Raw genomic sequence first — 22,384 nt, 5'->3', positions numbered from 1 at the left:
CACGCACGTCGAACTCATACACACCCATGAACCGCGTGAACCCATGAACGACAACAAGGGTCCCGGTTCCCATGAGCGGGAACCGGGACCCTTGCGTCAGACTATTCGTCTACGTAACTGTCCGTCTATCCTTGGGGTGACGATCAGTAGCCCATGTCGGCACCGGCGGCCGGGGCGGCGGCCTTCGGCTCCGGCTTGTTGGCGACGACGGCCTCGGTGGTCAGGAACAGACCGGCGATGGAGGCGGCGTTCTGCAGAGCGGAGCGGGTGACCTTCACCGGGTCGGTGACGCCGGCAGCCAGCAGATCCTCGTAGGTGTTGGTGGCGGCGTTGAAGCCCTCACCCTCCGGCAGCGAGCGGACCTTGTTGATCACGACGTCGCCAGACACACCGGAGTTCTCGGCGATCTGCTTGATCGGGGCCTCGATGGCGCGGAACACGATGGCCGCACCGGTGGCCTCCTCGCCCGTCAGAGACGTGACGGACTCATCCTTCTCGGCCTTGGCGGCAGCCTGAACGAGGGCGACGCCACCGCCGGGCAGCAGACCCTCCTCGATGGCGGCCTTCGCATTGCGCACGGCGTCCTCGATGCGGTGCTTGCGCTCCTTGGCCTCGACCTCGGTGGCAGCGCCGACCTTGATGACGGCGACACCGCCGGCCAGCTTGGCCAGACGCTCCTGCAGCTTCTCGCGATCATAGTCGGAATCGGTGTTCTCGATCTCGGCGCGGATCTGGGAAACGCGGGCGTCGATGTCCTCCTTGGAGCCGGCACCCTGAACGATGGTGGTCTCGTCCTTGGAGACGATGACCTTCTTGGCGTGGCCGAGCACGGAGGTGTCGATGGAGTCGAGCTTGAGGCCCAGCTCATCGGAGACGACCTGAGCGCCGGTGAGGATGGCCATATCCTGCAGCATGGCCTTGCGACGGTCGCCGAAGCCCGGGGCCTTGACGGCGCAGGACTTGAAGGTACCGCGGATGTTGTTCAGGATCAGGGTCGGCAGAGCCTCACCGTCGACGTCCTCGGCGATGATCAGCAGCGGCTTGCCAGTCTTCATGACCAGCTCGGCGACGTGAACGACGTCCTGCTGGCTGGAGACCTTGCCGGAGGTCAGAAGAATGTACGGATCCTCGAGCACGGCGGTCTGGTCGTCGGCGTTGGTGACGAAGTACGGGGCGATGTAGCCCTTGTCGAAGCGCATGCCCTCGGTGAACTCGAGATCCAGACCGAAGCGGTTGTTGTCCTCGACGGTCACGACGCCGTCCTGACCGACCTTGTCCAGAGCCTCGGCGATCTTCTCACCGACCTCCGGATCGGCGGCGGAGATGGTCGCGGTAGCGGCGATCTGGTCCTTGGTCTCGACGTCCTTGGCGGCGGCGATGAGTTCCTTGACGATGGCGTCGGCGGCCTTCTCAATGCCGCGACGCAGCGCGATCGGGTTGGAACCGGCGACCACGTTCTTCAGGCCTTCGTGCACGAGGGACTGGGCCAGCACGGTAGCGGTGGTGGTGCCATCGCCGGCGACGTCGTCGGTCTTCTTGGCGACTTCCTTGACCAGCTCGGCGCCGATGCGCTCGTACGGATCCTCGAGATCGATCTCCTTGGCGATGGAGACGCCATCGTTGGTGATGGTCGGAGCGCCGTAGGTCTTGTCGAGCACGACATTGCGGCCCTTCGGGCCCAGCGTGACCTTGACGGTGTTGGCGAGCTTGTCGAGGCCCTCCAGCATGCCCTGACGGGCTTCCTCATCATACGCGATGATCTTTGCCATGGTTGTGTTCCTCCAAATGGCTTTATTCGGTTCCGGTTATTCACCCGTACGGTCCGGAGCAACCTCCCGCCGTCAGCTGCGGGTTATCACTCTCGACCTCCGAGTGCTAACCCAGACATTAGCACTCTGCATCGTCGAGTGCCAACATTCGTTTCGGCGATTGCGCTTTGGGCATGAAACAGCCGAGGGAAAAGATGGAAAAAAGGCATGAAAAAAGCCCCGTCGTACTGACCGGGGGAACCTGAGGGGTCCGAATCCTCAACCTCACGAACTCTTCACTTATATGCGGGCGATGCCTTGTACTCGCACGCGGTCACATTTTCACAGCTTGGTGACCTTCGTGGCCTGCATTCCCTTGGGGCCCTTCTCGGCCTCGTATTCGACCTTGTCTCCCTCGTCCAGAGTCTTGAATCCCTCGCCCTGAATAACCGAGTAGTGGACGAACACGTCCTCACCTCCGCCTTCCGGCGTGATGAAGCCATACCCCTTGCCGTTACTGAAAAACTTTACGGTTCCTTGCGCCATGTTTGCACTTCCCTTAGCTGTGTGAGCTCTATATCTCTCCCGACACGGAGGGACATACAACCACAACACCGCGCTCCCCCCGCCTCGCGACTAAAGGGCCAGTATAGACGCGACCCAAAACAACAACAAGGCGGGTTCCACGCATGGAACTGATTCATGGGATTTCAGTTCATCAGCACCACCACGATCGCGGCGGAGATGCCGGACGCCTGCTGCACATTGGAGATGCCCAGCGTACTGGCCACGTTCTCGGCCGTGGCCTTGTCCGACTCGGACTGGTACCACACCACGGTGGAGCTCGGCAGGCTGCCGCTCGGGTTGGCGGCCACGACATTCGTATAGCCGGCCGCATTGAGCGTGTTCTTCCGGGAGGTGGCGTATCCGGAGGTTCTGGTGCCGTTGACGACCCGCACCTCGGTCGCCTTGTTCGGCTGGGCGGCCGCCTCGGCCTGCTGCTGCGCCGCCTGCTGCTTGGCGGCCTCATCCTGCTGGGCCTGCGCATCGCTCGTCTGCTGATCGGAGGAATCCTGCTTCGAGGACGAATCAGAGGACGAATCCTTTGACGCCGAGGAGTCGGACTTCGAGGAATCGGATGAATCGGAGGAGTCCGTGGAGTCGGAGGACGACGACTTCGACTCGCTCGACGCGTCGGCCGCGCTCTGCGTGGTGGAATGCGAGGACCACGGCCATGTGATGTTGTTCACTTCGCCGGAGAAGAATCCCCATGCGGCGAATCCGCACAGCGCCGCCACCAGCACGACGATCGCGAACGGCACCAGGCGTGAGGCTAGGGATGTGTTGCCGCGATGGACGCCGGCAGGGCCCGACGGCGGATTGTCGAAGACGTCCGGCTCATAGGATTCGCCGTTGTCCCGCTTTCGATCTCGCTTCGCCATACTGCTCATTCCTCCATCCATGTGAACTATCCAAGAGTGTAACGTCAGCGCATCCCCATACGCAATGATGCGCCCGTGCCGCCACCGGATGTGCACGTTCGTGTACGGCGCATGGAGCGCGTAGAGTAGACCATCATGAGCGTCAAACCGTTGAGTGAACTCGTCGAACCCGGTTGGGCCGCCGCATTGGCGGATGTCGAACCGGCGATCCACCACATGGGAGATTTTCTGCGCGAGGAGAATCGCGCGGGACGCCATTGGCTGCCCGCAAGCCATAACATCCTCCGGGCGTTCACGATCCCCTTCGATTCGATCAAGGTGCTGATCGTCGGTCAGGACCCCTACCCGACTCCGGGGCACCCGGTGGGACTGAGCTTCTGCGTCGCCCCGGACGTCAGCCCGCTGCCCAAGAGCCTGATCAATATATATAAGGAGCTGGTCTCCGATCTGGGGGTGCCGATGCCAAGCAACGGCGATCTGACCCCATGGACCGAACGCGGCGTGCTGCTGCTCAACAGGTGTCTGACGGTCGGCGTGGGCCGTCCGAACTCGCATCAGGGCAAGGGCTGGGAACAGGTCACCGAGGCGGCGATCAGAGCCCTGAACGCGCGCGTCGATCCGCAGACGGGCAAGCCGCGTCCGCTGGTCGCGATCCTGTGGGGCCGCAATGCGCAGACGCTGGAACCTCTGCTGACCAACGCCGTCATCATCAAATCCCCACATCCAAGCCCACTGTCCGCCTCACGCGGCTTCTTCGGCTCCCACCCCTTCTCCCGGGCCAATCAGGCCCTCATCGCCATGGGCGCCGACCCCGTCAACTGGCAGCTGCCCTGATCCCGGTCACCGCACCTAGTTACAGTGGAGCGCATGGCATTTTTCCCTCCCAAACCGCAGACGCCCCTGCAGCCTACGCAATCGCCTCTGATGCCGCCGACGCCGGTCTCCGCGTCGGCGAGCGCGCTGAGCGCCGATGATGTCGCGCGCTCGAAGGCGCTTGCCGATCGCATCCGCTCACGGTTCGCGCAGACGCTGGTCGGTCAGGACAATCTGCGTGAATCGCTGATCCTCACACTGGTTGCCGGCGGCCATATCCTCATCGAATCCGTGCCCGGTCTGGCGAAGACCACCGCCGCACAGACGCTGGCGACGTCGGTCTCCGGCACGTTCAAGCGCGTGCAGTGCACGCCCGATCTCATGCCGTCCGATCTGGTCGGCACGCAGGTCTTCGATTTCGCCACGCAGAAGTTCACCACGCAGATCGGTCCGATCCACGCCAATTTCGTGCTGCTCGACGAGATCAACCGCTCGAACGCGAAGACGCAGTCGGCGATGCTCGAGGCGATGGCCGAGGGCGCGACCACGATCGGCGGCCAGCGTATCGCGCTGCCGAAGCCGTTCATGGTGATCGCCACGCAGAATCCGATCGAGGAGGAGGGCACGTTCACGCTGCCCGAGGCGCAGATGGATCGTTTCATGATGAAGGCGATGATGACCTATCCGACGCCGGACGAGGAGACGCGCATGCTGGCGCTGCTCACCCGTCGCGGCTCGGATGTGTTCGATCCCACGCAGCTGACCGCCGAGCGCCTGTCGATCCGTGACGTGGAGTTCCTGCGCGATGCCGCCCGACGCGTGCATGTCTCCGATGCGATCATGCGTTATGCGGCCGATGTGACGGCGACCTCCCGAGGTGCCGGCTCGCATCCGGTGCAGGGTCTGGGGTCGCTGGTCAGGCTTGGCGCCTCGCCGCGCGCCTCCATCGCGCTGGTCCGCATCGGTCAGGCGAGCGCGCTGCTGTCAGGCCGCGATTACGTGGTGCCGGAGGATCTCAAGGCGCACATGCGTGAGATTCTGCGCCATCGCGTGCTGCTGACGTTCGAGGCGCTGGCGGATGGCGTGAACGCCGATCAGGTGGTTGATCGCATCGTCCAGGCGGTCCCCGTTCCATGATCGACGATCCGATCAGGGCCAGGATCGAGGCGTTGGGCACGCAGCTGACGATGCCCACCGTCCGTAAGGCGCTGGGCGTGATCGAGGGCGAGCATTCCTCTCGGCGTGCGGGCGGCTCGGACGAGTTGATGGATGTGCGTGCCTACGAGCCCGGTGACGAGGCGCGTCTCATCGAATGGAAGACCAGCGCCCGCATGGGCCGGCCGATGGTGGTGCATCGTGAGCGTCTGGTCACGTCGCGCGTGTGGATGCTGCTTGATGTCGGTCTGGAGATGACCGGTTCATGCGAGTCGGGGGAACGCGCGTATGAGGTGGCGGCGAATGCGCTGCGCATGTTCGCCGCGTTGTCGCTGCGCCGTTCGGATGACATCTCGCTGGTGTTCGGCGATGCGGCGAGCATCACGCGAGTGCCGTTCAACGGCGGGTTCGCCCAGTTCGAGCGCACGCTGGACGGCGCGTTGAACCGCAGGTGGCGTCATGGTCGCAATATCGATGCACTGCTCGACTACGCGCGGCGCATCAAGGATCGCCGTGCGCTGGTGGTGATCGCCACCGACGAGCAGGCGTTGGTCGAACGGCATATCAAGTCGATCCGGCTCATCGCCCGCACGCATCCGGTGGTGCTCATCGATGTGGCGACGGTCAATCCGTTCGCCGTGGCGGCCGGAACGCATGTGTTCGATGGGCTCGGCGGCAGACGGCTGCCCGCGTTCTTCGTCGACGCGCGTGCGGCCGAACAGGTGGATACGCATCGCGCGTTTCTGGCGGCTTCGCTGGAGCATGAGCTCTCGCGTGTGGGAGGGCATCTGATCCATGCCGGTTCCAGCGAGGCGATGTTCGACGCGTTCGTCGCGTTGGTCTCCCGCTCGCTGGCCGGCACTTCCGGCGTCCGTCTCGTTGCGCGCGATCCGGCGGTCGGCGGCTCGCTGTCGATGTCGGGAGGTGAGGCGTGATCATGCGTTCGTTCGTCTTCGCGGCCGCGGAACACGTTGCTTTAGGCACCCCCGTCGGTCCGATCGATCTGACTACGCCGCTCGTCGCCGTCGCCTGCGTGCTGGCCGCGATCATACTGGTCGTGGGCGTGGTGCTGCTGTCCCGTCCCAGAAGGGTGCGTGCCGCGGCGCGCCAGCGTGGCGCGCATGCCGATGCGCAGGATCGTCGACGTTGGCATCGGCGTATCGACGACGTGGTGTCGCGCCATCAGGCCGGAGCGTTGGAACGCGGCGAGGCGTTCGCCGAACTGGCGTCCATCGCCCGCGACTATGCGTCCGAGGCGTCGGGACGTGATCTCAAGTCGCATACGCTCGCCGACATCCGTCGCGAACCGCGCACGTCGTCGACGAAGCAGGGGTTCGACATGCTGCGTCTGACGATTTCGGCGCTGTATCCGCCGGAGTTCGCGGATAGCACGGTCAACGGCCCCGCCCGGGAGGCGAGTGTGGAGGAGGCCGCCGGATGGGTGTCGAATCTGGTGGAAAGGTGGTCTCGCTGATGCAACTGTCCTGGCAATGGCCGTGGGCCGCACTGGTAGGCGTGACCGTCGTAGCGGCGATCATCATCCTGACGATCGCGATGTCGCGCCGGGGGCGTGACGAATCCGATGCGGCACGGGTGTTCTCGTTGGATGACGATCTCAACACCGAGTTCGCCTCGCGCCTGTTCCGTCGGTGGCGCTGGCTCAACCGCGTCGCGATGGCGCTGCTGGCGGCGGCCGCGCTGCTCTCGGTCACGATGATCGCGCGTCCGTCGACGGTGGACAGCAGTCAGGAGCGTTCCGCAAGCCGTGACATCGTCCTGTGTCTCGACGTGTCCGGATCGACGCTGCCGTACGACCGTCAGGTGATCGACACGTATCGTGATCTCGTCTCGCGCTTCCAGGGCGAGCGCATCGGGATGAGCATCTTCAACTCGACCTCGCGTACGGTCTTTCCGCTGACCGACGACTACGATCTGGTCTCCAGGCAGCTCAGGGAGTCGTCGGATATTCTCAAGGGCGTCGAATCGCAGGATGATATCGACAAGATGAGCGACTCCGACTATCAGAGGATCTCCGATTGGCTTGAGGGCACGCAGAACCGCAAGGACACGACGTCGCTGATCGGCGATGGCGTCGTCTCCTGCGCCGCGATGCTGCCCGGATTCACCTACGGCTCCTCCGGTTCATCCGGCTCCGCCGACGCATCGGCGAATCGCAGCCGCGCCGCCTCGATCGTGCTCGCCACCGATAACGTGGTGTCCGGCACGCCCACGTATACGCTCGAGCAGGCGCTGGATCTGACCTCGCAGGCGGGGATCACCGTAGACGGCCTGTTCTCCGGCCCCCGTGCCAGCGAGGGCGAGAACACGACCATGCGCATGAGGCAGCTCATCGAGGCGCATGACGGCGTCTTCCTGACCCAGGCGAACGGGTCGAGCGTGGACGAGCTGGTGCGTGACATCGACGGCAGACGCGAGACGCAGGAACGTCAGGCCCATCAGGCCGCCGTCGTCGACGATCCGAAATGGTGGACGCTGGCCCTGAGCATCACGCTCGGCCTGTGGCTGATCACCGTCTGGAGGTTGAAGCGATGACGAATCCGTTGCATGCACTGACGTCGCTGACCCTCTCCCCCGCGCTCGGCTGGCTTGCGGGCGGCGCGATCGCAGCGCTGATGATCGTGTTCGCCGTCGTCGAGATCGTACGGCATGCACGTGGGCGTGCCGGCGACGAGACGATAGGCTCGTGCGTCAGGCGCACGCTTGTCTGTCTGATCGCGGCGCTGATGATGCTCACGCCGAGCGTCGTCTCTTCGACCACATCACGTGCGGTGAACGCCACCGATGTGGTCGTGGCGGTCGATGTGACCGGTTCGATGGCCGTCTCGGATGCGAAATACGGTTCCGATGAGACGATCACGCGTCTGGATGCGGCGCGCAGGGCCGTGGACGATCTGACGAACCTGTATGCGGATGCGAGTTTCGCCGCGATGCGGTTCGGCGCGTCCGGCACGCTTGACGTGCCGCTCACGCCGGATGCGCCGGCGATCCGCAACTGGGCCGCGACGCTCGCTCCCGAGGCGACGAGCGTGTCGAGCGGTTCGTCGCTCGATGCGCCGCTCGACTCGTTGGTCTCCACATTGAAGCAGATGCGCGATCTGCATCCCGACGACGCGATCGTACTGTATGTGATCACCGACGGCGAGCAGACCTCCGCGCGCACGCGACGCACGTTCTCGACGCTGCGCAGCTATCTGACCGACGCGTTCACCGTGGGCGTCGGATCAACGGAGGGCGGCAGGATCCCGAAGATCGATGACGGGGTGAGCGCACAGACGTCGAACGGCCAGAACGCCCAGGAGTGGGTGACGGATCCCGATACCGGACAGCCCGGCATCTCGAGGATGGACGAAGGCAACCTCAAGGACATCGCCGACGAGATGGGCGGCTCGTATCTGCCCGTCTCCGCCACCAAAACCATGAAGGACGGGATGTCGGCCAAGGCATCCACCCAGTGGAAGATCACGTCCACAGCCAAGTCCCGCACCCGTACGACGCCCGTCGTATGGCCGTTGGCGATCGTGATGGCTCTGCTGCTGGCATGGGAGGCCGGCGCACAGATCGTACTGTCGAGGAGACTGATATGACACGCGGAAGCGATAGAACCGATATGCACGCCGCGAACGCCGCACGGACGGCCGGGCCAAAACCCCGGGCCGCACTGCCCGTGCGTATCCTGCTCATCGTCGTGGCCGTGGCGGCTCTGGTCATGGCCGGTCTCGCTCTGACGAACCTCGTGGCGGTCGGCCAGTTCAATCAGGCGACCGCCACCCTGACGCGCAACATCAAGGCCGCGGACAAGGAGGACGCCGACCTCGCCACGCTCAAGGCGAGTCAGCAGCAGACCGACGCCCAGTTCAGGGAGGCCGCCACGCTCGAAGCCGCGCTGCTGCCGAACGTGCGGTCGTCTCTGAAGACGAACACAGAGATCTCCCGCCAGCTCACCGCGTTGATCGAGCGGCGTCTCGCCGAACAGCAGGGATCGTCCTCGTCCGGCAACGGAACGGACGGCTCCGGCAGTGGGTCCGACGATACAGGCGCAGCCACAAACAACCAGGACAACTCCTCCAATGGCCCGGCACTCACCGATCAGCAGAGGGCGCAGGTGGAGCAGCTGCTCAAATCGAACCAGCAGTCCACCGACACCAGCACCTCCACCCAGCAGACCCCCAGCAAGAAGGCCAACCAGAACCAAACCACCAAACCGTGGTGATTGGCGCTTAATGGGATTTTCAACCAGCAGCGCGCGAACGTGAGTTCGTCACTATCCGAGCCCCCGTTATGTGACGATGCACGACCGTAGGCTTGGCCGAACGGCCTTGAGTGTGTCGTGCATCGTCACATAACGGGGGCGATCCGACAGAGGACTAGATGTTGCCGCGCGAGTGCTGGTTGGCCCACGACTGCGATTGAACAAACGTGGCCGGATCCGCGCTCACGCGTCCCTCCGGCGTGTCGAGCGCGTCGATGGCCGCCAGTTCGGCGTCGGTGAGATCGAACGACGCCGCGGCGAGGTTCTGACGCATGCGGTCGGGGTGCTTGGACTTCGGGATGACGATGCGACCCTCCTGCGTGTGCCAGCGCAACACGACCTGGGCGGGCGTGACCTGATGCGCCTGCGCGGCGGCGAGCACCGGTTCCGCGTTCATGTCGGAACCGTGGCCGAGCGGGCTGTACGCCTCCACGGTGATGCCGTGGTCCTTGCAATAGGCGATGTTCGCCGGCTGGCTGAACCGCGGGTGCACCTCGATCTGGTTGACTGCCGGGGCCGCGCCGGAGTCGTCGATGATGGCCTCAAGATGCTCGGGCAGGAAGTTGCTGACGCCCGGCACGCGGATGAGTCCGGCGTCGCGCAGTTCGAGCAGCGAACGCCACGTCTCGCGGTACAGGTCGACGGCGGCGAACGGCCAGTGGATCAGGTACATGTCGACGTGGTCGAGGCCGAGCTTGTCAAGCGAGCGTTCGAGGGCGATGCGTGCGGGTTCACGTCCCTGGTCGCAGTTGCGCAGCTTGGTGGTGACCCACACCTTGCCGGCCATGCCGGTGGCCTTGAGCGCCTCGCCGACCTCCTTCTCGTTGTAGTAGGCGGCGGCCGTGTCGATGTGACGGTAGCCGATCGCGAGCGCCTCCTCGACGGCCCGCTGCGTGTCCTCGGGCGGAATCTGGAAGACGCCGAATCCGATCTGCGGAATGACGGTGTGGTTCGCGTCGTTCAACGTGACTTCCGGCGATTGAAGTGCTGCTTCCCCAAGTGTCATGACAAGTCCTCCCAACCTGTGCGACGATTGTGCGCCGATGCGTATGCCGGTCTGCCTGCCGGTCCGGGGAGGGTCTGCCCCGGACCGCCCTTCACCGCCTTATCCTACACGTGTGAGCTTTCACGCGGCGGGCAGGCATCGAGGTCCGAACAGGATCTTGAGTTCGGCGAAGAGCGAGGTGTCGCGTTTGACGCGGAACCGGTCGCCGAAGGTCATGACCTCGGCGTCGCCCTTCTCGTTCATGATCGCGAGTCTGACCTCACAATACCCCGGATGGTTGGTGAGCACCTGTCCGAGCTTCATCATGTGCGGCCGGTCGACCGCCACTTCGGGCAGGGTGATGACCAGCGGACGTTCGTCCTCCGCCTCCAATGACGGCACCTGCATTTCGGTGGCGCGCAGCGAGACGGTCTCGTCGCGCAGTTCCACCTGTCCGCGGATCTGGACGATCTGGTCGACGGTGAGTTCGGCTGCCGCGGCTTCGTACACTTTGCCGAAGAACAGGCATTGGATGGAGCTTTCCAGATCCTCGATGGTGACGATCGCCCACGCGTTGCCCTTCTTGGAGACGCGGCGGTCCACGTTGGTGACGAGTCCGGCGAGGGTGACCTGCTGGCCGTCGCCCATGGTGCGAGCACGGTCGATGAGGTGCGCGATCGACATCTCGCGCAGACCCGCCAGCACGGCGGACATGCCGGAAAGCGGATGGTCGGAGACGTACAGGCCGAGCATCTCGCGTTCGAAGTTGAGCTTGGTCTTCTTGTCCCACTCCTCCACGTCGGGCACGGTGATGGACGCGTCGCCCATCGCCTCGGCGCCACCGTCCTCATCGTCGGAGAACAGGTCGAACTGGCCCTCGGCCTGCTTGCGTTTGAGGCTGACGACCGAATCGATGGCGGCTTCGTGGATCTCGTAGAGCGCGCGACGGTTGGGGTCGATGGAATCGAACGCGCCCGCCTTGATCAGGGATTCGACAAGGCGCTTGTTGAGCGCGGTCAAGGGCACGCGACGGATGAAGTCCATGAAGTTCACATACCGGCCATGACCGCCGGAACGCTCCGCGATGATATCCGCCACCGGCTTCTCGCCCACGTTACGGATCGCACCCAGACCGAAACGCACCACGTCACCCACGGCCGAATACGCGAACTGGGACTCGTTGACGTCCGGCGACAGCACCTGGATGCCCATGCGCCGCGCCTCGCCCAGATACAACGCGGTCTTGTCCTTGTTGCCCTTCGCACCCTGCAGGAGGGCCGCCATGAACTCCACCGGATAATGCGTCTTCAAGTACGCGGTCCAATACGAGATCAAACCGTACGCGGCCGAATGCGCCTTGTTGAACGCATACCCCGAGAACGGGACCAGCACGTCCCACACGGCCTGCGACGCCTCCTCCGAATAGCCGTGCTCCTTCATGCCCGCGAAGAACGGGATCTTCTCCTTGGCCAGCACCTCCGGCTTCTTCTTGCCCATCGCACGCCGCAGCACATCGGCCTTGCCCAGCGAATACCCCGCCAGGATACGCGCCGCCGACTGCACCTGCTCCTGATAGATGATCAGACCATACGTCTCGTCAAGCACCTGACGAAGCGGCTCGTCCAGCTCCGGATGGATCGGCGTGATCCTCTGCAACCCGTTCTTGCGCTTGGCGTAGTTGATATGCGACTCCATCGACATCGGACCCGGACGGTACAGCGCGATCAGAGCGGAGATGTCGTTGAAGTTGTCCGGCTTCAACATCTTGAGCAGACTGCGCATGCCGTCGGAATCGAGCTGGAACACGCCCAGCGTGTCACCACGCGACAGCAGCTCGTACGTGGCCCTGTCATCCAACGGGATCCTCGTGTAGTCGATCGCGGGCTTGCCGTTCGCCTCGATGTTCCGAAGCGTGTCCTGGATGATCGTCAGGTTGGACAACCCCAGGAAGTCCATCTTCACCAGTCCCAGCGTCTCGCACGTGTGATACTCGAACGTGGTCGTCACCGTGCCATCCGTACGCTCCAGCAGGGGCGACGTATCCGTGATCGGCTCACTACCCATGATCGTCGCACACGCATGCACACCCGTCTGACGAATCAGACCCTCAATCGTCTTCGCCTTGTCGACGACCATGTGCACGTCATGATCCGACTCGTACAGCTCACGGAACTCACGCGCCTCCGCATACCGCTTCGACGTCGGATCGAAGATCTCCTTGAGACTCGCGTCCTTGCCGTTCTTCGACGGGGGCAGCGCCTCGGTGACCTTCGTGCCCATCGCGAACTCATAGCCCATGATGCGCGCCGAATCCTTCAACGCCTGCTTCGTCTTGATCACACCGTAGATCACGCACTGCGCCACCTTGTCCCGCCCGTACTTCTCACCGCAGTAGTCGATCACATGCAGACGCCCCTCCGGGTCGAAGTCCACATCAATATCCGGCAAGCTCACACGCTCCGGATTCAGAAACCTCTCGAAGATCAGACCATGCTTCAACGGATCCAGCTCCGTGATGCCCATCGCATACGCCACCATCGACCCCGCAGCCGAACCACGACCCGGCCCCACCATGATCCCGTGATCCTTCGCCCACTGGATGTAATCCGCCACCACCAGAAAGTAACCGCAGAACTGCATCTGACAGATCACACCACACTCGTAATCCGCCTGACGGGACACATGCTCCGGCACGTTGCCGTCATACCGACGCTCCAGCCCCTCCTCCACCTTCCTGAGGAACAGACTCGCCTCATCCCACCCCTCCGGACAGTCGAACTGCGGCATGAACGCACCGTCCTCGTGATCATCAAAGATCACATTGCACCGCTCCGCGATCTCCAACGTGTTATCGCACGCCTCCGGAAACTCGCGGAACAACTCGCGCATCTCCTCCGCGGGCTTGATGTAATAGCCCGTGCCATCGAACTTGAACCGGTTCGGATCATCCAGATGCGAACCCGAGTTGATGCACAGCATCGCATCCTGCGCCTCCGCGTCCTCCGCATGCACGTAATGCGAATCGTTCGTGGCCAACAGCGGCGCGTTCAGCCGCCTGGCGATGTCCAGCAGACCGGACGTGACCTGCTGCTCGATCCTCAGACCATGATCCATCAGCTCGATATAGAAATTGTCACGCCCGAAGATGTCCTGGAACTCCCCCGCCGCACGCAACGCCTCATCGAACTGCCCCAGACGCAACCTCGTCTGGATGATGCCCGACGGACAACCCGACGACGCAATCACACCCTTCGAATAGGTCGCGAGCACCTCCTTGTCCATACGCGGATAACGCTGCACTCGGCCTTCGAGGTTCGCCACCGACGACGCCTTGATGAGGTTCACCAGACCCTCATCGTTCTCCGCCCACATCGTCATGTGCGTGATCAGACCGCCGCCGGAGACGTCGTCGCTGCGCTGCTCCTCGGTGCCCCAGTGCACGCGCGACTTGTCCTGACGCGCCGTCTCCGGCGTCACATACGCCTCGATCCCGATGATCGGCTTGACACCGTTGGCCACGCAGTTCGTATACATCTCGTACGCACCATGCATGTTGCCGTGATCCGTAATGGCGACCGCCGGCATGCCCAGTTCAGCCGTATACTTCGCCAGATCCGGGATCTTGGACGCCCCATCGAGCAGCGAGTAATGCGTGTGGTTGTGCAGATGAACGAAGTTTCCCGAATCAGCCATGCGTTCCAGCATACCGCCGGGCCCGCCCGGCAGGTCAGTCGGCGGCCACCACGTCGTCGTTCTTGTGGCGGGCGCGCATGACCTCCAAGGCGTGGTCGAGATCGGCCGGGTATTGCGAGGTGACGGTCGTCCACACGCGGGTGCGCGGATGGCGGAACTCGAGCTGCATCGCGTGCAGCCACTGGCGGTCGAGGCCGACCTCCTCGGCCAGCACCGGGTTCGCGCCGTACATGTGGTCGCCGACGAGCGGATGTCCGATCGAGGAGAAGTGCACGCGGATCTGGTGCGTGCGGCCGGTCTCGAGGTTGACCGACACCAGCGTCGCCTCTCCCCCGAATCGCTCCATCACATCCCAGTGCGTGACGGCCGGTTTGCCGGCGGGCGTCACGCAGAAGCGGAAGTCGGACACCTTCGCACGTCCGATCGGCGCCTCGATGGTGGCCTTGTCCTGTTTGAGGGAACCCTGCACGAGCGCATGATAGGTCTTGACGACTTCGTGTTCGGCGAACTGACGGCGCATCTCCACGTATGCCAGATCGGATTTGCATACGAGCATCAAGCCGGATGTGCCGACGTCGAGACGGGAGACGATGCCCTCGCGCCCGGCGGCGCCATACGAGGTGATGTGCACGCCGCGATCGCGCAGCGAGCCAAGCACGGTGGGGCCTGTCCATCCGACGGAGGCGTGGGCGGCGACGCCGACCGGCTTGTCGACCACCACCACGTCATCATCCTCGTAGACGACGGCCATGTCATCGGCTATCGGTTCGGGGGTCTGCTGCTCTTCGGCGAGATCGAATTCCACGGTCTCACCGGACTGCAGCGTGCCCGACTTGGCGATGCTGCGGTCGAGCACGCGCGCCTGACCGGAATCGATGAGTTCGGCGGCCTTGGAGCGGGAGACGCCCAGCATCTTCGCCACCGCGACGTCGAAGCGCCTGCCGACCAGCGCGTCGGGGGCTGGGACAAGACGGCTCATGCCGCACTGCCCTTCTCGCTCGCACCCCGCTTCTCGTCGAGGTCCTTCTGGCTGAACGGCACGTTCGCGAGGATCATCGCGACGATGACGACGCCGGCGATGACCAGATACACATCCGCCACGTTGCCGACGGACCAGCCGTAGTTGAGGAAGTCGACGACCTTGCCGTTGAGGAACCCGTCGGCATAGACGACGCGGTCGATGAGATTGCCGAAGGCGCCGGCGAACGCGAACGCGAACGCGGTGGTCCATGCCATGGAGATGGTGCGCACGGCCACGACGATCAGTGCGATGCATGCGACTATCGCGAGCAGCGAGATCATCCATGTGGATCCCGAACCGAAGCCGAGGGAGGCACCCGGGTTACGCACCAGCGTGAACGACAGCAGACCGGGGATGACGGGAATCGTACGACCGTCGCCGAGCACGTCCAACGCCCACAGTTTGGTGAGCTGGTCGACGATCAGCGCGACGACGGCGACACAAGCAAAGACGGCCACGCGTATGCGCAGCCGTCCCTTTCGAATCGTTTCCATAGAGCGGATTCAGTCCGAAATCACTCGCCGGACTGCTCGGTTCGGCTGTAGTTGTTCGTATCCGAGACCTGATTGACCAGCTGACCGAGGAAGTCGGTCAGGCGGGCACGGTATTCGGCTTCGAACTGCTTGAGACCCTGGATGTTGCCCTCGATGAGCTTGGACTCATTGGTGAGGTTGGTGCGCACCTGATCGGCGTAGTCGTCGGCGGCGGCACGGGTCTTCTTGCTGTAGCCGTCGGACTCGGCGCGCAGCTTCTTGTCGTACGCGACGGCGTCCGCACGAACCTTCTTGTCGTAGTCGGCGGCGCGGCGCTGCACCTCGGCCTCGTACTGATCGGCCTCGTTGTGCTTCTCGGTGAGGTAGGTGTCGGCATCCTGACGGGTCTTGACGGAGTAGGCGTCGGCCTCGGAGCGGGTGCGATCGGAGTAGGCGTCGGCCTCGGAGTGGACGCGCTTGTTGTAGTCGTCGGCCTCGGTGCGGGTGCGATCGTTGTAGTCGTTGGCCTTGCCGATAAGGTCGTTGTAGTCGCGCTGGCTCTTCTCGGAGATCTCCTTTGCCTTGGCCTTGCCCTTGTCGACGTACTGGTCGTGCAGCTGCATGGCCAGGGTCAGCATGGCGGTGGCGCGCTCGGGCTCAGTGCCCGCACCGGCTGCGGCGCCGGCGATCTTCTGCAGGGAGCCGGTCTCAGTGCTCGGCTCGACCTTGGAGACCTGCTCGCGCAGCTGGTTCTCGCGCTGCTTGGATTCCTCGAGCTGGCGGGTCAGGTTGGCGATCTGCTGCGCCTGCTGCTGCACGCCGGCGGCCTGCTGCTGGAAGGCGGCCACCTGACGGGACAGATCCTCGTTCTGGGAGCGGAACTGGTCGCGCTCCTTCTGGATGGCGGCGATCTGCTGTGCGACGGCATCCTGGTTGCCGGAGGCCTGCGCGACCTGTGCGGTCAGCTGGTCGATCTGAGCGTTGAGCTGATCGGTCTGCGCCTTGAGCTGATCGGTCTGCGCCTTGAGCTGCTCGTTCTGGGAGGTCAGCGCACGGTTGGACTCCTCGGCCTCGGACAGCTTGGCGGCCACGACCTGGGCGTTCTGATCTCCCTTGCCGGCCCCCTGCTGCATTGCATCCTTCAGCTGCTTGTTCTCATCCTGCAGCTGCTGAACCTGAGCGTTGAGATCGGAGATCTTCTTGTTGAGTGCGGTAACGTCCGGACCCAACGACTGAGTCGCCTGACCGCCCGCAACGGCCTGCTTGCCGAGCGCTTCGACGGTTTCAGTGACCTGGTCAAGGAAATCGTCGACCTCGTCGACGTCATATCCTTCCTTGAAACGCACCGTCTGGAACGTGCGCTCCCTGATGTCTTTCGGCGTCAACAGAGCCATAAATCTTACACCTCGCTTTGGGGCTGTGCCTCGCTTACGTTGGTATCAGATACGACCTTACCACGGACATGAGCCTTTATGGAGTTTTCGTGGCTTTTACGAAAAGATTGAGGGCATATCCCGTGAAAATATCGGGGGCAAACGCCGACATACCCCCGATATCACCCGATATCCTCGCACGCGGCCCGATCAGATCAGCACGCGCAGCACCACCAGCAGGAAGTACAGGACGATGAAGCTCAGGTCGAGCGCCACCGGACCGAGCCTGAGCGGCGGGATGTAGCGTCGCAGCCAGTTGAGCGGCGGATCGGTGATCCGATAGATGATGTCGATGATCGTGTAGACGAAGCCACGCGGACGCCACATCGGGGACAGCATCGCGACCCAGTCGAGGATCATGCGGATGAACAGCACGGTGATGTAGGCGTCGATAAGACCGTCGAGCAGACGCATCAAGATGATGAAAAGCATATACGACACCGTATCAAGCCTTATGGAAGGTTCGCGCAACGTTCGCTGTGAACGGACTGGATGCAAGCCGGATCAAGTCCGATTACGCGAAACGGGACCGGAGCGTAAAGGTCCGATCCCGTTTCGATGAACGTGTCCGTCAGATGTGGACGCCCGCCCTGGTCGCCGGTCACTCGGTGAACAGATCGTGGGCGCTGTTGGCGGTGATGGGCTCCTCCACCTTGATGTTCACCTGGGAGGGGCTCAGGAGGAACACGCGCGGGGTGACGCGCTCCATCGAACCGTGCACGCCGAACACCACACCGGCAGAGAAGTCGACGATGCGATAGGCCACGGCCTCGGGCACGCCGGTGAGATTGAGCACGACGGGCACACCGTCACGGATCGCACGACCGACCATCTGCGCGTCCTCATAGGACTTCGGATGGATGGTGGTGATGCGGTTCATGCGATTCTGGAACGGGCTCGCCGTACGCGTGGTGGAGCCGGAGGACAACGTGGGGCCGGACTGGGCCGGCTTGGCCGCCGGCATCGGCGTGACCACGCGATCCGAATCGAACGCCGGCGCGGACGTCGCGGCGGAGACCGGAGTATCGGGCTCGTCGGCGACATCGAAATCGTCATCGTCCTCAGCCACGTCCGACATGCCCAGATAGGACATCGCGTTCTTCATGAATCCAGCCATGCCTCAATCCTTTCTTTAGTCTCGTCCGTGGTGGTTTCAGCGCAGGAAGTCGGGGATGTCCAGATCGCCCGGATCATTCGCGTCCGGCGTGTACGTGGTCTGCGGGTACTGGGGGTACGGCTGCTGCGGATAGCCGGGAGCCGGCGCGAAGGTGAACGGCGACGTGCTCGGCGGCACCTGCTGCGGCTGGGCCGGAGCGACCGGCTGCTGGACCGGGATCTGACCGGTCTGCGTCACGGCCGGCTGGGCCGGAGCGACCGGGGCCGACTGCGGGGCGGGGTTCTGGGTCTGTGCCGGAGCCGGATTGTCGGCCGGAGCGGACTGCTGCTGCGGCTGGGCGGCCGGAGTCTGCCGGGTGGGCTGCTGGGCGGCCTGGGCGGCGGCGCGCTGCGGCACGACGGGCATGCCCACGGCGGCGGCATTGGCCGCGGCCTGCTTGGCGGTGTCGAAGCCGGCGGCGATGACGGTGACACGCACCTCGTCACCATAGGCGTCGTCGAGCGCGAGACCCCAAATGATCTGGGCCTCCGGGTGGATGGCCTTGCGCACCAGTTCGACGGCGGCGGAGGCCTCCTGCAGACCGATGTCGGTCGGGCCGGCGACGTTGATGAGCGCACCGTGGGCGCCCTCGATGCTCTCCTCGAGCAGCGGGGAGCTGATGGCCAGTTCGGCGGCCTGGGTGGCGCGATCCTCGCCCCGTGCGGAGCCGATGCCGAACAGCGCGGTGCCGGCGCCACGCAGAATCGCGGTGACATCGGAGAAATCGACGTGAATGTAGGAGTTGGAAGTGATCAGATCGGTGATGCCCTGCACGCCGGAGAGCAGTGCGGAATCGGCGGTCTTGAAGGCGTCCATGATCGTGATCGAACGATCGGACAGCTCCAGCAGTCGATCGTTCGGGATGACGATGAGGGCGTCGACCTCCTGACGCAGGTTGTCAATGCCGAGTTCGGCGGAGGCGGAGCGCTGCGGACCCTCGAACGAGAACGGGCGGGTGACCACGGCGATGGTCAGCGCGCCCTGCTGGTGGGCTGCACGTGCGACGATCGGGCTGGCGCCGGTACCGGTACCACCGCCCTCGCCGCAGGTGACGAAGACCATATCGGCGCCCTTGACGGCCTCCTCGATGTCGGACTGGTGGTCCTGAGCGGCCTTGGCACCCTTCTCGGGGTCGGCGCCCGCTCCCAGGCCGCGGCTGGACTGATCGGACAGGGAGATCTTCACATCGGCGTCGGAGCGCAGCAGATCCTTGGCATCGGTGTTCACTGCGATGAATTCGACATTCTGCAAGCCCTCGGCGATCATGCGGTTGACGGCGTTGCCACCGGCACCGCCTACGCCGACGACCTTGATGTTGGTCCTGTCGTTCAACTCCTCGTTCTGGGCGATCTCGCTCACGTTGTGCTCCTGTCACTTCACGGTTACACCCTAGACTAGCGCAGGGCCACGCCGTATTGTGTGATATTTTCGCGCGTGTAGCGCACATTTATAGCTTAGTAACTGGCGTCCATCGGGTCGTCGCCGAAGAGGGTCTCGCGCTCCTCGTGGCTGGTGGTGCGCGACTCGAGCCAGCCGTAGGGCAGGTGGACCTTCTTGGCGAAGCGCACGCGGCCGCGCGGCTTGTCGACCACGCGGGGCGGGAACTCGACCGTTGGGTCGAGCCGGCCGATCTCACGGTCCACGTCCTCGAGGCTCTCGCATTCCATGAACGCCTTGCGCGTGGACCCGCCGACCGGGAAGCCCTTCAGGTACCAGGCGATGTGCTTGCGCAGGTCATGCACTGCCATGCGCTCGTCGCCGTCGTAGAACTCGACGAGCAAGCGCGCATGACGGGCGATCACGCGGCACACCTCGCCAAGGGTCGGGTTGAACCGCTCGTCGGAGCCCTCGAATGCGTGCTTGATGTCGGCGAACAGCCACGGGCGCCCCTGGCATCCGCGTCCGATGGCCACGCCGTCGCAGCCGGTCTCGGCGATCATCGCGAGGGCGTCGTCGGCGCCCCAGATGTCGCCGTTGCCGAACACGGGGATCGTCAGATGCTCCTTGAGCTCGCCGATGCGGCTCCAGTCCGAGTGGCCTCCGTAGTATTCGGCGGTGGTGCGCGCGTGGAGGGTCACGGCGGCGCAGCCCTCCTCCTGGGCGATGCGCCCGGCCTCGAGGAACGTCTCGTGCTCGTGATCGATGCCGACGCGGATCTTCGCGGTGACCGGGATGTTCGCCGGCTCGCACACCTTGACGACGCGTCGGATGAGCTCGGTGAAGATGTCGGTCTTCCATGGCAGGGCGGAGCCGCCGCCGCGGCGCGTGACCTTGGGCACCGGGCATCCGAAGTTGAGGTCGACGTGGTCGGCCATGTGCTCGTCGACGACGATCCGCGCGGCCTGTTCGACGATCGCCGGGTTCACGCCGTACAACTGCAGCGAGCGCACGCGCTCGGTGGACGCGAACCGACACAGGCGCAGGGCCTTGGGGTTGCGGGCGACGAGCGCGCGGGCGGTGATCATCTCGGCCACGTACAGGCCGTCGGGGCCGTACTCCTCGCACAGCACGCGGAACGGCCAGTTGGTGACGCCCGCCATCGGCGAGAGCACGACCGGGGTGGGCACGTCGATCGGCCCGAGACGGACCGGCCTGATGGCCGGTGCGGGTGCGTCGAGCGCGGCGGTATGACGCGGCGAGCGCGGATCCTCCCCCGTAAGGGAGTCGCCGCGCTCGTCGATGACGGTTTCGCTGTTGGCTGTCAACTCAGTACAGACCGCCGGCCTCATTGATCTTCACGGAGTCGGGCCATGCCTCGCCGCCCATGGCGACCGGCTTCATCGGCACGCGGGTGCGGTGCTCGCCGATGCGGGAGTCGACGTACTCGGCGACCTTGTCCAGCGAGACGCGCTCCTGGTTCATCGTGTCGCGGTCGCGGATGGTGACGGCGTGATCCTCGAGGGTGTCGAAGTCGACAGTGATACACAGCGGGGTGCCGATCTCGTCCTCGCGGCGGTAGCGGCGGCCGATGGCGCCGGCCTCGTCGTAGTCGATCATCCACTCGTGCTGGCGCAGGTCGGCGGCCAGATCCTGGGCGACGGTCTGCAGCTCCGGCTTCTTGGAGAGCGGCAGGACGGCGGCCTTGACCGGTGCGAGGCGCGGGTCAAGGCGCAGGACGGTGCGCTTGTCGACGCCGCCCTTGGTGTTCGGGGCCTCGTCCACGTCGTAGGCGTCGACGAGGAAGCACATCAGGGAGCGGGTGAGTCCCGCGGCCGGCTCGATGACGTACGGCACGTACTTCTCGCCGGTGGCCTGGTTGAAGTAGCTCAGATCCTCGCCGGAGTGCTTGGCATGCGCGGACAGGTCGAAGTCGGTGCGGTTGGCCACGCCCTCGAGCTCGCCCCAATCGGAGCCCTGGAAGCCGAACTTGTACTCGATGTCGACGGTACGCTTGGAGTAGTGGGCCAGCTTCTCCTTCGGGTGCTCGTAGTGACGCAGGTTCTCCGGCTTGACGCCGAGGTCCAGATACCACTGGGTGCGGGCGTCGATCCAGTACTGGTGCCATTCCTCGTCGGTGCCGGGCTCGACGAAGAACTCCATCTCCATCTGCTCGAACTCGCGGGTGCGGAAGATGAAGTTGCCGGGCGTGATCTCGTTGCGGAAGGACTTGCCCATGTTGGCGATGCCGAACGGCGGCTTGGAGCGCGAGGAGGTCATCACGTTCTTGAAGTCGACGAAGATGCCCTGCGCGGTCTCCGGGCGCAGGTAGTGCAGGCTGTTCTCGTCCTCGACCGGGCCGAGGTGCGTGCGCAGCATCATGTTGAAGTCGCGCGGCTCGGTCCACTTGCCGCGGGTGCCGCAGTCGGGGCACACGATGTCGGCCATGCCGTTCTCGGGCAGCTTGTCGCCGTGCTTCTCGGCGTAGCTCTCCTGGAGCTTGTCGGCGCGGTTGCGCTTGTGGCAGTTGAGGCATTCGACCAGCGGGTCGTTGAACACGGCGACATGGCCGGAGGCGACCCACACCGGGGTCGGCAGGATGATGGACGTGTCGACGCCGACGACGTCGGGACGGGTGACGACCATCGAACGCCACCATTCGCGCTTGATGTTGTCCTTCAGGGCGACACCGAGCGGACCGTAGTCCCATGCGGAACGGGTTCCGCCGTAGATCTCGCCGGCGGGGAACACGAAACCGCGACGCTTCGCGAGGGATACGACTTCATCAAGTTTGGACTGAGCCACAATGCACCTTCTG

Annotated in this window: 20 protein-coding genes; 7 read left to right on the top strand and 13 right to left on the bottom strand. The window is 64.3% G+C overall.

The window, feature by feature from the left end; translation table 11 throughout:
• Positions 1-143 precede the first annotated feature (143 nt).
• The 3 genes from groL to BCAL_RS00430 all read right to left on the bottom strand — a co-directional run bounded on the left by groL (position 144) and on the right by BCAL_RS00430 (position 3,190).
• Positions 144-1,769 (bottom strand): chaperonin GroEL, encoded by a 1,626-nt coding sequence (gene groL / locus BCAL_RS00440; RefSeq protein WP_043167545.1) that lies wholly within the window; start codon positions 1,767-1,769, stop codon positions 144-146.
• A 321-nt stretch (positions 1,770-2,090) separates the two neighbouring features.
• Entirely contained in the window at positions 2,091-2,294 is a 204-nt protein-coding gene (locus tag BCAL_RS00435) for a cold-shock protein (protein WP_043167546.1), read from the bottom strand.
• A 164-nt stretch (positions 2,295-2,458) separates the two neighbouring features.
• Positions 2,459-3,190 carry a LytR C-terminal domain-containing protein gene (locus BCAL_RS00430; protein WP_043167547.1) on the bottom strand — a complete coding sequence of 244 codons (732 nt, stop codon included), beginning with the start codon at positions 3,188-3,190 and terminating at the stop codon, positions 2,459-2,461.
• A gap of 135 nt (positions 3,191-3,325) precedes the next feature.
• Between BCAL_RS00430 and BCAL_RS00425 the strand changes: the two genes are divergently transcribed.
• From BCAL_RS00425 to BCAL_RS00395, 7 genes are read left to right on the top strand one after another with little or no spacing between them, the layout of a single operon-like run.
• Positions 3,326-4,024, top strand: a complete 699-nt coding sequence (locus BCAL_RS00425; protein ID WP_043167549.1) for a uracil-DNA glycosylase — start codon at positions 3,326-3,328, stop codon at positions 4,022-4,024.
• Positions 4,025-4,057: 33 nt separating this feature from the next.
• Positions 4,058-5,140 (top strand): AAA family ATPase, encoded by a 1,083-nt coding sequence (locus tag BCAL_RS00420; RefSeq protein WP_043167552.1) that lies wholly within the window; start codon positions 4,058-4,060, stop codon positions 5,138-5,140.
• On the top strand, positions 5,137-6,093 hold the full coding sequence (locus BCAL_RS00415; protein WP_043167554.1) for a DUF58 domain-containing protein: 957 nt from the start codon (positions 5,137-5,139) through the stop codon (positions 6,091-6,093). The genes BCAL_RS00420 and BCAL_RS00415 overlap by 4 nt, the downstream gene beginning before the upstream one ends.
• 2 nt (positions 6,094-6,095) lie before the next feature.
• Positions 6,096-6,632 (top strand): hypothetical protein, encoded by a 537-nt coding sequence (locus BCAL_RS00410; protein ID WP_043167557.1) that lies wholly within the window; start codon positions 6,096-6,098, stop codon positions 6,630-6,632.
• Entirely contained in the window at positions 6,632-7,711 is a 1,080-nt protein-coding gene (locus BCAL_RS00405) for a vWA domain-containing protein (RefSeq protein WP_043167577.1), read from the top strand. Before BCAL_RS00410 ends, BCAL_RS00405 begins: the two co-directional genes overlap by 1 nt.
• 17 nt (positions 7,712-7,728) lie before the next feature.
• Positions 7,729-8,763 carry a VWA domain-containing protein gene (locus BCAL_RS00400; protein ID WP_152600431.1) on the top strand — a complete coding sequence of 345 codons (1,035 nt, stop codon included), beginning with the start codon at positions 7,729-7,731 and terminating at the stop codon, positions 8,761-8,763.
• A complete protein-coding gene (locus tag BCAL_RS00395) occupies positions 8,760-9,389 on the top strand; it encodes a DUF6466 family protein (RefSeq protein WP_238549565.1) in 630 nt (209 codons plus the stop codon). The genes BCAL_RS00400 and BCAL_RS00395 overlap by 4 nt, the downstream gene beginning before the upstream one ends.
• A gap of 154 nt (positions 9,390-9,543) precedes the next feature.
• Here the strand turns inward: BCAL_RS00395 and BCAL_RS00390 are convergent, their stop codons facing one another.
• The 10 genes from BCAL_RS00390 to BCAL_RS00345 all read right to left on the bottom strand — a co-directional run bounded on the left by BCAL_RS00390 (position 9,544) and on the right by BCAL_RS00345 (position 22,371).
• Positions 9,544-10,434: an aldo/keto reductase gene (locus tag BCAL_RS00390; protein WP_043167561.1), complete on the bottom strand. Its 891-nt coding sequence runs from the start codon at positions 10,432-10,434 to the stop codon at positions 9,544-9,546.
• A gap of 120 nt (positions 10,435-10,554) precedes the next feature.
• Entirely contained in the window at positions 10,555-14,106 is a 3,552-nt protein-coding gene (dnaE, locus tag BCAL_RS00385) for a DNA polymerase III subunit alpha (protein ID WP_043259965.1), read from the bottom strand.
• Between the two features lie 34 nt (positions 14,107-14,140).
• Positions 14,141-15,085 carry an RluA family pseudouridine synthase gene (locus BCAL_RS00380; protein WP_043167176.1) on the bottom strand — a complete coding sequence of 315 codons (945 nt, stop codon included), beginning with the start codon at positions 15,083-15,085 and terminating at the stop codon, positions 14,141-14,143.
• On the bottom strand, positions 15,082-15,621 hold the full coding sequence (lspA, locus tag BCAL_RS00375) for a signal peptidase II (protein ID WP_043167174.1): 540 nt from the start codon (positions 15,619-15,621) through the stop codon (positions 15,082-15,084). The genes BCAL_RS00380 and lspA overlap by 4 nt, the downstream gene beginning before the upstream one ends.
• 20 nt (positions 15,622-15,641) lie before the next feature.
• The gene (locus tag BCAL_RS00370) at positions 15,642-16,994 is read right to left on the bottom strand and encodes a DivIVA domain-containing protein (RefSeq protein WP_043167172.1); all 1,353 of its coding nucleotides are present in this window, start codon (positions 16,992-16,994) and stop codon (positions 15,642-15,644) included.
• Positions 16,995-17,183: 189 nt separating this feature from the next.
• Positions 17,184-17,465: a YggT family protein gene (locus BCAL_RS00365; protein WP_043167171.1), complete on the bottom strand. Its 282-nt coding sequence runs from the start codon at positions 17,463-17,465 to the stop codon at positions 17,184-17,186.
• Between the two features lie 169 nt (positions 17,466-17,634).
• Complete coding sequence (locus BCAL_RS00360; RefSeq protein ID WP_043167168.1) at positions 17,635-18,150, bottom strand: cell division protein SepF; 516 nt, start codon at positions 18,148-18,150, stop codon at positions 17,635-17,637.
• Positions 18,151-18,186: 36 nt separating this feature from the next.
• A complete protein-coding gene (gene ftsZ, locus BCAL_RS00355) occupies positions 18,187-19,548 on the bottom strand; it encodes a cell division protein FtsZ (RefSeq protein ID WP_043167166.1) in 1,362 nt (453 codons plus the stop codon).
• Positions 19,549-19,643: 95 nt separating this feature from the next.
• Positions 19,644-20,918, bottom strand: a complete 1,275-nt coding sequence (gene dusB / locus BCAL_RS00350) for a tRNA dihydrouridine synthase DusB (protein ID WP_081887151.1) — start codon at positions 20,916-20,918, stop codon at positions 19,644-19,646.
• The gene (locus tag BCAL_RS00345; RefSeq protein WP_043167164.1) at positions 20,896-22,371 is read right to left on the bottom strand and encodes a glycine--tRNA ligase; all 1,476 of its coding nucleotides are present in this window, start codon (positions 22,369-22,371) and stop codon (positions 20,896-20,898) included. The genes dusB and BCAL_RS00345 overlap by 23 nt, the downstream gene beginning before the upstream one ends.
• Positions 22,372-22,384 lie beyond the last annotated feature (13 nt).

Origin of the sequence: Bifidobacterium callitrichos DSM 23973, from assembly GCF_000741175.1 — a bacterium.
Classification (GTDB): domain Bacteria; phylum Actinomycetota; class Actinomycetes; order Actinomycetales; family Bifidobacteriaceae; genus Bifidobacterium; species Bifidobacterium callitrichos.
This window is presented reverse-complemented; position numbering and strand designations above follow the sequence as displayed.

Excerpts from the sequence above, each read along its gene's own strand:
- BCAL_RS00380 (WP_043167176.1), bottom strand. The coding sequence starts at position 15,085 with ATGAGCCGTCTTGTCCCAGCCCCCGACGCGCTGGTCGGCAGGCGCTTC.
- BCAL_RS00420 (WP_043167552.1), top strand. The coding sequence starts at position 4,058 with ATGGCATTTTTCCCTCCCAAACCGCAGACGCCCCTGCAGCCTACGCAA.
- BCAL_RS00360 (WP_043167168.1), bottom strand. The coding sequence starts at position 18,150 with ATGGCTGGATTCATGAAGAACGCGATGTCCTATCTGGGCATGTCGGAC.
- BCAL_RS00425 (WP_043167549.1), top strand. The coding sequence starts at position 3,326 with ATGAGCGTCAAACCGTTGAGTGAACTCGTCGAACCCGGTTGGGCCGCC.
- dnaE (WP_043259965.1), bottom strand. The coding sequence starts at position 14,106 with ATGGCTGATTCGGGAAACTTCGTTCATCTGCACAACCACACGCATTAC.
- BCAL_RS00435 (WP_043167546.1), bottom strand. The coding sequence starts at position 2,294 with ATGGCGCAAGGAACCGTAAAGTTTTTCAGTAACGGCAAGGGGTATGGC.
- groL (WP_043167545.1), bottom strand. The coding sequence starts at position 1,769 with ATGGCAAAGATCATCGCGTATGATGAGGAAGCCCGTCAGGGCATGCTG.
- dusB (WP_081887151.1), bottom strand. The coding sequence starts at position 20,918 with ATGAGGCCGGCGGTCTGTACTGAGTTGACAGCCAACAGCGAAACCGTC.
- BCAL_RS00410 (WP_043167557.1), top strand. The coding sequence starts at position 6,096 with ATGCGTTCGTTCGTCTTCGCGGCCGCGGAACACGTTGCTTTAGGCACC.
- BCAL_RS00390 (WP_043167561.1), bottom strand. The coding sequence starts at position 10,434 with ATGACACTTGGGGAAGCAGCACTTCAATCGCCGGAAGTCACGTTGAAC.
- BCAL_RS00415 (WP_043167554.1), top strand. The coding sequence starts at position 5,137 with ATGATCGACGATCCGATCAGGGCCAGGATCGAGGCGTTGGGCACGCAG.
- BCAL_RS00370 (WP_043167172.1), bottom strand. The coding sequence starts at position 16,994 with ATGGCTCTGTTGACGCCGAAAGACATCAGGGAGCGCACGTTCCAGACG.
- BCAL_RS00395 (WP_238549565.1), top strand. The coding sequence starts at position 8,760 with ATGACACGCGGAAGCGATAGAACCGATATGCACGCCGCGAACGCCGCA.
- lspA (WP_043167174.1), bottom strand. The coding sequence starts at position 15,621 with ATGGAAACGATTCGAAAGGGACGGCTGCGCATACGCGTGGCCGTCTTT.
- BCAL_RS00430 (WP_043167547.1), bottom strand. The coding sequence starts at position 3,190 with ATGGCGAAGCGAGATCGAAAGCGGGACAACGGCGAATCCTATGAGCCG.
- BCAL_RS00405 (WP_043167577.1), top strand. The coding sequence starts at position 6,632 with ATGCAACTGTCCTGGCAATGGCCGTGGGCCGCACTGGTAGGCGTGACC.
- BCAL_RS00365 (WP_043167171.1), bottom strand. The coding sequence starts at position 17,465 with ATGCTTTTCATCATCTTGATGCGTCTGCTCGACGGTCTTATCGACGCC.